The sequence below is a fragment of the Mariniflexile sp. TRM1-10 genome (genome assembly GCF_003425985.1).
Lineage (GTDB): Bacteria > Bacteroidota > Bacteroidia > Flavobacteriales > Flavobacteriaceae > Mariniflexile.
Map to the genome: position 1 here is coordinate 3092720 of NZ_CP022985.1, position 12088 is coordinate 3104807.

The 12088-nt window shown below is 34.4% G+C and carries 11 protein-coding genes and 1 other RNA gene; 5 read left to right on the top strand and 7 right to left on the bottom strand.

What is annotated here, in order from left to right; all coding sequences use genetic code 11:
- The first annotated feature begins 7 nt into the window (after nt 1–7).
- Both CJ739_RS12970 and CJ739_RS12975 read left to right on the top strand, forming a co-directional pair.
- Nucleotides 8–3256, top strand: coding sequence for an efflux RND transporter permease subunit (locus tag CJ739_RS12970; RefSeq protein WP_117176026.1), 3249 nt, complete (start codon nt 8–10; stop codon nt 3254–3256).
- Complete coding sequence (locus CJ739_RS12975; RefSeq protein WP_117176028.1) at nt 3249–4688, top strand: TolC family protein; 1440 nt, start codon at nt 3249–3251, stop codon at nt 4686–4688. The genes CJ739_RS12970 and CJ739_RS12975 overlap by 8 nt, the downstream gene beginning before the upstream one ends.
- Nucleotides 4689–4802: 114 nt before the next feature.
- On the opposite strand, the gene ssrA is transcribed toward CJ739_RS12975, so the two are convergent.
- Nucleotides 4803–5197: a transfer-messenger RNA gene (gene ssrA / locus CJ739_RS12980) on the bottom strand.
- A gap of 293 nt (nt 5198–5490) precedes the next feature.
- Here ssrA and CJ739_RS12985 point away from each other — a divergent pair.
- From CJ739_RS12985 to CJ739_RS12995, 3 genes are all read left to right on the top strand, one after another.
- Nucleotides 5491–6696, top strand: a complete 1206-nt coding sequence (locus CJ739_RS12985) for an NAD(P)-dependent oxidoreductase (RefSeq protein ID WP_117178972.1) — start codon at nt 5491–5493, stop codon at nt 6694–6696.
- 38 nt (nt 6697–6734) lie between these two features.
- Nucleotides 6735–7517: an SDR family NAD(P)-dependent oxidoreductase gene (locus CJ739_RS12990; protein ID WP_117176030.1), complete on the top strand. Its 783-nt coding sequence runs from the start codon at nt 6735–6737 to the stop codon at nt 7515–7517.
- A gap of 209 nt (nt 7518–7726) precedes the next feature.
- Nucleotides 7727–8476, top strand: a complete 750-nt coding sequence (locus CJ739_RS12995; RefSeq protein WP_117176032.1) for a slipin family protein — start codon at nt 7727–7729, stop codon at nt 8474–8476.
- Nucleotides 8477–8588: 112 nt separating this feature from the next.
- On the opposite strand, the gene CJ739_RS13000 is transcribed toward CJ739_RS12995, so the two are convergent.
- From CJ739_RS13000 to CJ739_RS13025, 6 genes are all read right to left on the bottom strand, one after another.
- Nucleotides 8589–9251 carry a DUF1361 domain-containing protein gene (locus CJ739_RS13000; protein ID WP_117176034.1) on the bottom strand — a complete coding sequence of 221 codons (663 nt, stop codon included), beginning with the start codon at nt 9249–9251 and terminating at the stop codon, nt 8589–8591.
- The gene (locus CJ739_RS13005; RefSeq protein ID WP_117176036.1) at nt 9239–9622 is read right to left on the bottom strand and encodes a ribosomal maturation YjgA family protein; all 384 of its coding nucleotides are present in this window, start codon (nt 9620–9622) and stop codon (nt 9239–9241) included. The genes CJ739_RS13000 and CJ739_RS13005 overlap by 13 nt, the downstream gene beginning before the upstream one ends.
- A 4-nt stretch (nt 9623–9626) precedes the next feature.
- Nucleotides 9627–9929: a hypothetical protein gene (locus tag CJ739_RS13010; RefSeq protein ID WP_117176038.1), complete on the bottom strand. Its 303-nt coding sequence runs from the start codon at nt 9927–9929 to the stop codon at nt 9627–9629.
- Nucleotides 9930–10013: 84 nt separating this feature from the next.
- On the bottom strand, nt 10014–11390 hold the full coding sequence (gene creD, locus CJ739_RS13015; RefSeq protein WP_117176040.1) for a cell envelope integrity protein CreD: 1377 nt from the start codon (nt 11388–11390) through the stop codon (nt 10014–10016).
- A 91-nt stretch (nt 11391–11481) separates the two neighbouring features.
- On the bottom strand, nt 11482–11775 hold the full coding sequence (locus CJ739_RS13020) for a winged helix-turn-helix domain-containing protein (protein ID WP_117176042.1): 294 nt from the start codon (nt 11773–11775) through the stop codon (nt 11482–11484).
- 6 nt (nt 11776–11781) lie between these two features.
- Complete coding sequence (locus CJ739_RS13025) at nt 11782–12072, bottom strand: hypothetical protein (RefSeq protein WP_117176044.1); 291 nt, start codon at nt 12070–12072, stop codon at nt 11782–11784.
- Nucleotides 12073–12088: the final 16 nt, after the last annotated feature.

Consider the following 12088-nt stretch of genomic DNA (forward strand, 5'->3'; position numbering starts at 1 on the left):
AAAAGACATGTTTAAAAAATTTATAAAAAGACCCGTTTTGGCTATTGTCATTTCGGTGATTATCGTATTTATAGGTGGGCTTGCCATAAAGCAACTGCCTATTTCACAATTCCCTCAAATTGCACCTACTACGGTCAATATTTTTATTGCTTATCCGGGTTCTAGTTCAGAAGTATTGGTTAATTCAACTTTAATTCCGTTAGAAACCGCTATAAATGGTGTTCAAGACATGCGTTACATCGCATCCGATGCTACTAGTGCTGGAGAAGCAACCATACGTATTATTTTTGAACCAGGTGTAGATCCCAACGAAGCCGTTGTTAGGGTAAAAACACGTGTAGATCAAGTAATGCCTTTGCTTCCAGAACTCGTTCAACGTGAAGGGGTCGTTATTACACCTGTACAACCTAGTATGTTAATGTACGTTAACCTCTCCAGTTCAGATAAAAATAATGACGAGAAGTTTCTTTACAATTACGCTTATACTAAAGTTATTCCAGAAATTCAGCGTATTAATGGCATTGCAAGTGCACAAATATTAGGTAGCCGTAAATATGCCATGAGAGTTTGGCTAAAACCAGACCGTATGCGTGCTTATAATATTTCTGCGGAAGAAGTTTTAAAGGCCATGGAAGAGCAAAGCCTTTTGGCCAGACCAGGACGTTTAGGTCAAAGTTCTGGGATAACTTCGCAGTCATTGGAATATGTGTTAACCTATCAAGACCGATACAACGAACCCGAACAGTATAAAGAGATTATTATTCGTGCCAACGAAGAAGGTGAAATTATCAAACTAGAGGATATTGCAGATGTAAAGCTAGGAAGTGAATTTTTCGATATTTATTCGAATCTAGATGGAAAACCTTCTGCTTCAATCGTTTTAAAACAAACCTTTGGAAGTAATGGTAGCGATGTTATTAAAGCAGTAAAAGAAAAGTTGGATGAACTAAAAGTAGATTTGCCTCCAGATGTAGATTTTCAAATTAGTTATGACGTGTCCAACTTTTTGGATGCTTCCATTGAGCAAGTACTGCATACGCTTAGAGATGCGTTTATTCTGGTAGCCATTGTGGTATTTTTGTTTTTAGGCGATTGGCGTTCTACTTTAATTCCAATTATTGCGGTACCAGTGTCGTTGATCGGAGCCTTTTTTGTGATGCAATTATTTGGTCTTTCCATCAACTTAATTACGCTTTTCGCATTAGTATTGGCAATTGGTATTGTGGTTGACAATGCTATAGTTGTGGTTGAAGCGGTCCATGTTAAAATGGAAGAAGAGCATCTTACACCTTACAAAGCTTCATCCGAAGTACTTGGCGAAATCGGAGGCGCTATTATAGCCATTACCTTAGTTATGGTTTCGGTATTTATACCAATCTCGTTTATGACAGGGCCTGTTGGGGTGTTCTACCGACAGTTCTCCATCACTATGGCCGGTTCTATTGTTATTTCCGCAATTGTTGCCCTAACGTTAACGCCTGTTTTATGTGCCATGTTGCTTAAAAACAACCATGGAAAAATCAAAAGATCACCGATAGACCGTTTTATCATTTGGTTTAACAAAGGGTTTGAACGATTAACAGGGAAATATGTGGCCATTCTTAATAAGATAGTCGCAAGACGTATTGTAACCTTTGGAATTTTAGCAGCATTCTGTGCAGGAATTTATTTTACAAACGAAGTCTTACCAGCTGGGTTTATACCAAACGAAGACCAAGGAATGATTTATGCCATCATTCAAACACCACCAGGTGCAACCCTAGAACGCACCAACGACGTTGCTAGAAAACTCCAGAAAATTTGTGAGGAAACCGAAGGTGTGGAATCCGTTTCGTCTTTGGCCGGTTACGAAATCATGACCGAAGGTCGCGGTTCTAACGCTGGTACGTGTTTGATTAACTTAAAACCTTGGGGAGATCGTCATCATTCGGTTCACGAAATTATGGAAGAATTGGAAGAAGAAACCAAAAACTTAGGAGCGGTTATCGAGTATTTTGAACCGCCAGCAGTACCTGGATTTGGATCTTCTGGTGGATTTGCCATGCGTTTGTTAGACAAAACCAACTCGACAGATTACCATCAATTTGAAAAGATCAACAACGCTTTTATGGAGGCTTTATCCAAACGTAAAGAACTTACGGGATTGTTCACCTTCTTTTCTGCAAACTATCCGCAATATGAGTTGAAAATTAACAACAAAATTGCCATGCAAAAAGGGGTTACCATTGGAAAAGCCATGGAAAACCTTAATATTTTAATAGGTAGTACCTACGAGCAAGGATTCATTCGATTTGGTAGATTCTTCAAAGTATATACACAAGCTGCACCAGAATACAGACGTTTACCATCAGATCTTGAAAAGCTATTTGTTAAAAATGAAGCAGGTGAAATGGTACCTTATTCAGCATTCATGACTATTGAAAAGAAATTAGGTCCTAATGAAATTACCCGATATAATCTCTATAACTCGGCTTCCATTAGAGGTCTTCCTGCTAAAGGTTTTACAAGTGGTGATGCCATTAATGCCATTAAGGAAGTCGCTGCAAAAGAATTGCCAAAAGGTTATGATATTGCTTGGGAAGGATTATCCTTTGACGAAGCCAGCAGAGGTAACGAATCATTATACATTTTTATCATCGTATTGGTGTTCGTTTATTTTGTCTTAGCTGCCCAATACGAGAGTTTCTTGCTGCCATTTGCCGTTATTCTATCACTTCCTGTGGGGGTTTTTGGATCGTTCTTTCTTTTAAAAGCTATGGGATTGGCTAATGACGTTTATGCGCAAATTGGTGTGATTATGCTTGTTGGTCTATTGGGTAAAAATGCCGTACTAATTGTAGAGTTTGCGGTGCAAAAACACAGGCAAGGCGCCACAATTTTAGAAGCTGCTATCGAGGGCTCAAAAGCACGTTTTAGACCTATTTTAATGACCTCTTTTGCTTTTATTGCTGGGTTAATTCCGTTAGTTGTAGCAACTGGCGCAGGAGCTATTGGTAACAGAACCATTGGAGGATCTTCTTTAGGCGGTATGATTATCGGGACACTTTTTGGCGTGTTAATTATACCTGGACTTTATTATGTTTTTGCTAAAATGGCTGAAGGTAGAAACCTCATTAAAGATGAAGCTAGCGAACCTCTTTCGGAAGAATTTATTAGACAAAACGAAACCGAAAACCAAACAAATATTAATACCTATAGTATTAGCAAATTAAAAAAACTGTTAAAAAAACTTAGTAAAAACAACAAAGATGAATAACATAAAAACATATATAACACGTTGTTTGATTGCTGTTCTGGCTGTATTATCTCTGTATTCTTGTGTACCAACCAAAAACATAAGAGCCGAAAATAAAACCGTCCCAGAGCAATATAAAAACCAATCATCAGATACTACTAATACCGCAATGGTAAAGTGGAAAGACTTTTTTTCTGACCTAAATTTAGTCGCCTTAATTGATAGTGCTTTAGCAAACAACCAAGAGCTAAACATGATGTTACAAAAGGTACAAATGTCTAAAAATGAAATAAAAGCAAGACGCGGGGAATATTTGCCTTTTGTTGGTTTTTATACTGGTGACGAAGTTGAAAAAGTTGGTGAATTTACCCGAAATGGTGCTATAGAAAAAAACCTGAACATTCGTGAAGACGAAGAATTTCCAGAACCATTGACTAATTTTTCAGCAGGACTTTCTGCCTCTTGGGAAGTGGACGTGTGGAAAAAACTTCGTAACGGTAAAAAAGCCGCCGTTTTAGAGTACTTAGCATCTATTGAAGGTAAAAATTTTATGGTTACGCAATTAGTCTCAGAAATTGCAAGTGCCTATTACGAGCTTATGGCTTTAGATAATCAATTGATGATCATCGAACAGAATTTGGACATTCAACAAAACGCATTAAAAATGGTAAGGCTCCAAAAAGAAGCTGCACGGGCTACACAACTAGCTGTAAGACGTTTTGAAGCCGAAGTCTATAAAAACCAAAGCAATAAATTTCAAATTCAGCAAAAAATCATAGAAACCGAGAATTTAATTAACTTTTTAGTGGGACGCTATCCACAAAAAATACAAAGAAGCTCTCAAGATTTTATTATAAAAACAGTCGATATAATCGCTACGGGATTGCCTTCGCAATTATTATCAAACCGTCCAGATATTAGAAAAGCCGAATTTGAATTATCAGCTACAAAATTAAATGTTAAGGTTGCTAAAGCTAACTTTTTTCCTTCTATCGGTCTTAAGGCTGGCATAGGTTTAGAAGCCTTTAAGCCTAAATTTTTAACGAGTACGCCAGAGTCGTTAGCTTATTCTTTAGTAGGAGATATCGTGTCGCCATTAATCAATAGAAATGCCATTAAAGCGGAATATAGCTCTGCAAACAACAGACAATTAGAAGCCGTTTTCGAGTATGAAAAAGCCATATTAAATGCCTATATCGAGGTAGAAAATCAGCTAGCAAATGTGCAAAACCTTAAAGAAAGTTATCTGCTTAAAGAAGCACAAGTAGAAGCTCTAACAGAATCGATTGATTTGTCTATTCAACTATTCAAATCGGCAAGGGCAGAATACACAGAAGTTTTGTTAACTCAAAGAGAAGCTTTAGATTCTAAAATTGAAATTATAGAAACTAAAAGAGATCAATTATTAGCTCATGTAAAACTGTATCAAGCCTTGGGTGGTGGCTGGAATTAAAACAATTAATTTTCAAAAATTTAAAACCGCCTCAACCCATGAGGCGGTTTCTATAAAAAACAAAACAAACCTATAAATCAGGTGTTTACAGGTTTTTTTGTTTTGATAGCTTAAAAGTGGAGTCGGAGAGAATCGAACTCTCGTCCAAACAAGTAACCAAAAGGCTTTCTACACGTTTATTCTTTTCTTGGGTTTTCGATTACAAGCTGGTTAAAGACAACCTACTTGTAACTTAGCTTTTTTAGTTTCAATTGGGCATCAAAGCACTACCCAATCTATGTTAACATTTACGATGCCTCAAAAAGGAACGCCGTTAACCAAGGCTTTCCGGAGACATAAAGCTTGTACACCTTGTGTACCTAGGCTAATCTTACTAAAATTCAGATTAAGCAGCTAAAGCGTAGTTATTCTCGCCGTTTAAAGTTTGACCTAGCCTTTTACGTGTTTCAAAGTCATTACACGACGTGCTTACCATTCAATTAATCTCGCTGTCAAAACCAGTCGACCCCATTAATTCCTGCGAAGGCAGGAATCTTATAAATTGAAAAAGTATATTCTTAATTATGGCGTTACCCTAAAGGTCAGGCTTTTTCTGCTATATCTTTTGCAAAAGCAAAAGGATGTCACTTCAAATGCCATAGCTATTCACGAATTCCTATTTGTTTAAATAGAAATGCATGAGTAATCCTTAACGCGGGCTGCAAAGTTATCAAAAAAGTTTGTATACCCTTGCAAATCCAATTATTTTAGAGCAAAATTTATACCAAAGCACAAGTTGTCAGTAAACAATCAACAAATGAATATAAAATTCGCCATCATCAAAGAGCGCAAAAACCCACCAGATCGTCGCGTGGTATTTTTACCAACAAAATTAGCCGAAGCCGAAGCTCAATTTCCTGAAGCTACTTTTAAAGTAGAATCGTCAGATATTAGGTTTTTTTCAGATGAGAAATATAAAGAAGCAGGATTTGAAGTGACAAATGATGTGTCCGATTGTGATGTCATGATAGGTGTAAAAGAAGTGCCTATAGAAGCGCTTATTCCAAATAAAAAATATTTTTTCTTTTCCCATACTATAAAAAAACAACCCTATAATAGAAAGTTGTTACAGGCCATTTTAGAAAAGAACATTGAACTTTATGATTACGAAACCATTGTAAATAACAAAGGGTTTCGTCTAATTGGCTTTGGTTATTATGCAGGTATTGTTGGTGCTTATAATGGGTTTCGTGCCTGGGGATTAAAATTCGATTCTTGGAATTTGCCAAAAGCAGGAACATTGGCCAGTCAAGAAGCTTTAATTGCCGAATTAAATAAAATAAAGCTACCCGCCATTAAAATATTATTAACAGGAAGCGGAAAAGTATCAAACGGTGCGCAACACATGTTGGATGCGATGCGTATTAAAAAAGTTTCGGTACATGATTATTTAAATAACACGTTTAGTGAAGCTGTATATTGTAAAATTGACGTGCTGGATTATAACAAACGTAAAGACGGAAAAGTAATTGATGTGTTTGATTTTTTTAATAATCCGGAAGATTACGAATCTAACTTTATGCGTTTTGCCAAGGTAACCGATTATTACATTGCAGGGCATTTTTACGGAAATGGTGCACCTTATTTTTATACAAAACAAGATGTTAAATCGCCCCATTTTAATATTAAAGTAGTCGCCGATATTAGTTGCGATGTTAATGGGCCTATTGCTACCACTTTAAGAGCCTCAACCATTTCCGATCCTATTTATGGTTATGACCCACAAATAGAAGCCGAAACAGATTTTAAGTCAGAAAATGCTATAGCTGTTATGTCGGTAGATAATTTACCTTGTGAGCTTCCTAAAGATGCCAGCGAAGGGTTTGGAGAGCAATTTTTACAGCATGTTATTCCTGCTTTCTTTAATAATGATGCCGATGGTATTTTACAGCGGGCTAAAATAACTGAAAATGGTAGGTTAACCGAGCGTTTTAACTATTTGCAAGATTATGTAAATGAAAAGCAATAGCTTTGTATGTTAAACTCCCCTAATTGGAACTTAAATTTATGACAAAAACTGCATTAATAACTGGAGCTGCTTCAGGGTTAGGCTATGAATTGGCTTTGCTATTGGCCAATGATGGCTATGACTTAATTTTAATAGATATAGATAATACTAACTTACAAATTGCAAAAACTGACATAGAGAAAATGTTTTCGTGCAGTGTGTCTACACTATTAAAAGATTTAAGCAAACCCAATGTAGCTGCCGAAATAATGGAAGAAATTAATCATGTGCCAGTGGATGTTTTGGTCAATAATGCTGGGTTTGGCTTATTTGGAACTTTTGCCAATACCGAGTGGGAACGTGAGCTGGATATGTTGCATGTGCATATTTTAACTACAACGCATTTAACAAAGCTCATACTAGAAGGCATGTTAAAACGTGGTTCGGGAAAAATACTTAATATGTCTTCGTTGGCGGCTTTTCAACCGGGACCGCTTATGTCTATTTATTACGCTTCCAAGTCGTATTTATTATCATTTTCTGAAGCTATTGCCAACGAGTTAAAAGGTACAGGTATAACTGTTACAGCATTATGTCCAGGGCCAACTAAAACGTCGTTTCAAAAAGTCGTTTCAAAGAACACTTCAGAAAATAAGATTAGTTTTAATATGGCATGCGCATCAGAAGTAGCGCTTTATGGTTATAACGCTATGCAAAAAGGGAAAACGGTTGCTATTCCGGGTGCTATAAATAAATTTCTTTCAACCATACATCGCTTTGTTTCTAGAAGTATGGCTACAAGGATTGTTAGAAACCTGCAGGAAAAAAATAGGGACGAATAATAATTTTATTAGTGTCCGATTAAAGATTCAAGACCGTTCGCTAAAAGAAAATAGCATATAGACTAAATAACAATGATGTAATAATTCCTAAGAAATTAAACTAAAGTATATATTTTCTTGGTTTATTTGATGAATATCTTTTTATAGTTGTTAAAAAAGAATTATCTTATAAGATAATTAGCTGAGTATTAACTAAAAAGAGATATATTATGAATCCTCCTTTAATGTTTACGATTGTTATTGTGGTATTCCTATTATCGGGTATACGCATTATTTTTGAATACAAACGCGCTTTAAAATTTAGGTTTGGTAAATATATTAAAACCTTACAACCTGGATTTAGATGGATTATTCCCATAGTTGAGACTATACAGATAGTGGATATTCGGGTCATCACAATTAATGTGGTTTCCCAGGAAGTTATGACCGAAGATAACGTGCCATGTAGTATTGATGGTGTGGTATTTTTTAAGGTTATTGACCCAGAAATGGCAGTCTTGGAAGTTGAAGAATACGAATTTGCCATTACGCAATTATCACAGGCTGCTTTGCGTGATGTTTGCGGTAAGGTTGAACTGGATACCATTCTGTCCAAACGGGAAGAAATGGGTAAAAACATTAAGAATATTGTTGAGGTCGAAACCAAGCAATGGGGCATTGATATTATTGATGTTAAGATAAAAGACATCCAATTGCCTGAAAACATGAGACGTATGATGGCCAATCAAGCAGAAGCAGAACGTTCCAGACGTGCACGTATTATTTTGGCATTGGCAGAAGAGCAAGCCGCGGGCAAGTTACTCGAAGCAGGTAAACTGATAGATCAATCGCCATCAGCAATTAAATTAAGGTTATATCAAACCTTATCTAACATTGCAGCAGAAAAGAACTCAACCATATTGTTTCCGTTCCCGGAAGAAGTATTGCCTAGAGAACATAAAAAAGAAGCTAGCAGTTAATATAAATTTAAAGAAAATACCTATTAGGGTCGTGGAATCCTGTTTTAATAATCAAAAAGAAGCCTTGTCATCAAGGTTCTTTTAAGACATGTGTTTTTAGATGTCTAAAAAATTATATTGATGATTTGTAAAGTTGTGTGAACATCCAAAACCCAATATTCAAGAATATTCCAAATAGAAAAGTAAATAACCAAGCTTCTCTATATGTAATAGGCTGTAGCGCTATATTAAAAATATCCAAAATTAAATATTTAGGATTGCTTAGAATTTCCCAAGAATTATAACGTAAAAATCGGCCTAGATAAATGCCGAAACTTGATAGAAAAAGAAGTGTAATGAGTAGAATATCGTTAACAGGTTTCTTTATGTATGTTTTTAGAATGTTTTTCATATCCAGAACAGATAGATAAAATAATAATAAACCATTGCAAGCAAACGATGTTACTACCAGGATATCCAACCACAAATAAGAATCGGGGTTTAATCTTAAATGCATTAAATCCGTAATAATATATGGTGCATTTGGTAAAAATAATAACCATATGCCAAACCAAAGTATGAGCTTCATTTTCTTAATGTTTGGTTGAAGGGTTAAATAACTTGTAATAACAAATGGAATGATGGCTAGAAACAAATTCCATATTAAAAACAAGTAAAAGAATGAGTGGTTTAATTTTATTCTAACCATTAGCAAAAACACACTGAATATTAATGATATGACTAATACTGAATAAAGCTTAAATTGGTTGAAAAAGAATTGTTTTATGGTATACATGACTTGATTGGTTTTAGTTCAACAATTAAAACAGTAATGATTCCTAAGGTATATGCCACCAGATCTGAAAACTGAAAGGTGCTACCTAATATGAGTTTGGCTGAATGGCTGTTTTGTAGGTTTAGAGGTTTAAGAATGTTAACCAGTTGTAAAAACTCTATAGCAAAAGAGAAGGCTAAAACACCCATAGCAATATAAAAATGGTTGCCTTTAATAAAGCTTTTAAAAAAGCAATACATTAAAATAACGACCAAATAATCGCCAAATGTGTATCTTATAAAACCTTGAGTTAAGAATTTTGCTATTAGTATTTCAATAACTAATATTGAAATAAAAAATAAGGTATATGTTTTATGGAATCTCAATGTCATGATATTATCCTTTCGGTGGAAATTCAATAGATAAAATGACATAGAGATAAAAAATGGCAATAGGAATGTTTAGCAGTATTATTCCGCATGTTTTTATGTAATCCATTCTATTTTCAACATAAATAGCAGACAATAGTAAATTGGCCAAAAACAAAATGGCATTTATAGCAATAGCTGCAATTACAAATTTTACCCCAATCATAATCGGTATTTGAGATTCGCCTAAGTATAGAAATAATGAGAATAGTATAGTTCCAATTATGAAACTAATTAATGCAACCGATTTACTTACTTGTATTAAATTCATAGTATCTGTTTTTGAGTTAGTGTTAAACCTCACTCGTTCCAAATAAAGGAATCGGAGTGAGGCAACACATCACTAACCAATAAATTAACCGTTATTCCAGTCTATTTTTCTGGATACATACATAACGATTGCTAAGATTAAGAACAGACCAATACTTCCTACTAATAGTGCATAGTTTTCTAACTGAATGATGACATAAATAAAGGTGTATAAAGCTGTTAATGAAAGCCCAATAAATAAGGGGAACTTAAACGTTTTTAAAATGGATTTTGAATATAATGTGATGAGCACAATTACAGAAATCCCTGCAATTAAATAGGCTTTTAAGAAATTACTGTGTTCTGAAATGGATACCAATAAGGTGTAAAACATAGTGAGTGCCAACCCAATCATTAAATATTGGAACGGGTGAATGTTTATTTTGCTTAGTGTTTGAATTAAAAAGAAAATTAAGAATGTTAAGGCAATAACCAGAAAGCCATATTTGGCAGAACGTTCACTTTTTTGGTACTCGTCTACCATGACCATAAATTTGGTTCCAAAAGCAAATTCGTTTAGATTGGGTATTTTATTTAAATGCTGTTGTGAAAAGGCCCTATTTATATGCAACACCTTCCAGTCGGCTTTAAAGCCATTTTTTGATATTTCTTTAGTTTCGTCGTTTGGGAGGTAATTACCAATAAAACTTGGGTCTGCCCAATTGGATATCATAGACATAGTAGTGGTTTTTCCAATGGGAATCAATTCTATTTGTTTACTTCCGTTGAACGAAATTTTTATGCTGAAATTTGAATTTTCTGTACCGTTAATATTTGATTGGTTTAAAAAGCCTGTTTCCAAAACATCCAGATGATGACTTCGGCTTTGGTTATCATCATTGTAATTGGTTTGAAACGTGTAGTTGTCATTGTTAAGCTTTATAAGCATGTCGCTTTTTATGCCTTTTAAGTTCGATGTTTTTATTATTAAGGTTGCTTTATCCCAAATAATGTCTTCGGTTTTAATGTCTTTTTCTGTTAAATCTGTTGGAATATAAAAACCAGATAATGTCATATCGGTCGTAAAAACAGCCGATTCAAAATTACCGCGATTTAAAGTTTTTGAGTTGACATTTATATCGGTGTTTAATTTTTCTGGAAATATGTAAGCATAATTAATATGTGTTTTAGTTTCTTTTAAATAGGTTTTTGTTTTCTCGTTAAAGGTTGTTGTTTCAGAAAATGTTTTATAGGGAATTTTTAAAATAGGGCCGTATACTAGAACGTTGTTTCCCCATTTTTCATTTATTTCGTTTACAACATCTTGTTGCCTAAAGGAACGTTCGCGAATAAGACTTTCAATAAAAGACAATGGTATTAATAGAATAATAATTAAAAAGCCTACCATAAGCATTCTTGCCGTAATAGAAGTTTTTAGCCAATTGCCAAATTTGTTTTGTTGCTGTGTGTTTGAATTTTCCATAGTTTGATAAATTTAAAGTACTTTGTATTTCAAAGTAAAAGATTAAAAAAATTTAAGTTTTTTTTTGGTTATTTCTGCGAAGGCAGGAAAGTTATTGTTTGTTAATTAATTTTTCGAGCGCGTCAATATGTTTTTTAAATTCAAATTCGCCCAATTTGGTTGTGCTATAACGCGTGTTTGGTTTTCTGCCAATAAATTGTTTTTCAACTTTTATATATTCAGCAGCTTCTAAAGCTTTTGTATGACTAGCTAAATTACCATCGGTTACTTCTAAAAGTTCTTTAAGCATATTAAAATCGGCATACTCGTTCACCATTAAAATAGACATGATGCCTAATCTAATTCTGTGATCGAATACTTTATTTATGTTGTAAATGATGCTCATAAATATCTAACTTCCTGCTAGGGGTGTTCCAAAAACACCAACCGCAAGTTCTATCCATGTTAAAATTAATAGCATTAAAATAATTATGATTAAGGCTATTCTATTTTGTTTTTTGCTTACTTTTCTCAAAATAAATTCTATTGCCAGACCTATGCTTAGCAACAAAATCCCTGCTATGATAAAATCTTGAATTGACCAATTTACTTCATTAGTAAATAACATAGAAATCCCTGGAATTAATAGCAAAAAGACAACCAAACCAAGAATCGCAAATAATCTTTTATTTTTTAAAATCATGGTGACAAGTTTATTT

Coding starts and splice junctions, on each gene's coding strand:
- CJ739_RS13010 (WP_117176038.1), bottom strand. CDS start 9,929: ATGAATTTAATACAAGTAAGTAAATCGGTTGCATTAATTAGTTTCATA.
- CJ739_RS13025 (WP_117176044.1), bottom strand. CDS start 12,072: ATGATTTTAAAAAATAAAAGATTATTTGCGATTCTTGGTTTGGTTGTC.
- CJ739_RS13020 (WP_117176042.1), bottom strand. CDS start 11,775: ATGAGCATCATTTACAACATAAATAAAGTATTCGATCACAGAATTAGA.
- CJ739_RS12990 (WP_117176030.1), top strand. CDS start 6,735: ATGACAAAAACTGCATTAATAACTGGAGCTGCTTCAGGGTTAGGCTAT.
- creD (WP_117176040.1), bottom strand. CDS start 11,390: ATGGAAAATTCAAACACACAGCAACAAAACAAATTTGGCAATTGGCTA.
- CJ739_RS13000 (WP_117176034.1), bottom strand. CDS start 9,251: ATGTATACCATAAAACAATTCTTTTTCAACCAATTTAAGCTTTATTCA.
- CJ739_RS13005 (WP_117176036.1), bottom strand. CDS start 9,622: ATGACATTGAGATTCCATAAAACATATACCTTATTTTTTATTTCAATA.
- CJ739_RS12975 (WP_117176028.1), top strand. CDS start 3,249: ATGAATAACATAAAAACATATATAACACGTTGTTTGATTGCTGTTCTG.
- CJ739_RS12970 (WP_117176026.1), top strand. CDS start 8: ATGTTTAAAAAATTTATAAAAAGACCCGTTTTGGCTATTGTCATTTCG.
- CJ739_RS12995 (WP_117176032.1), top strand. CDS start 7,727: ATGAATCCTCCTTTAATGTTTACGATTGTTATTGTGGTATTCCTATTA.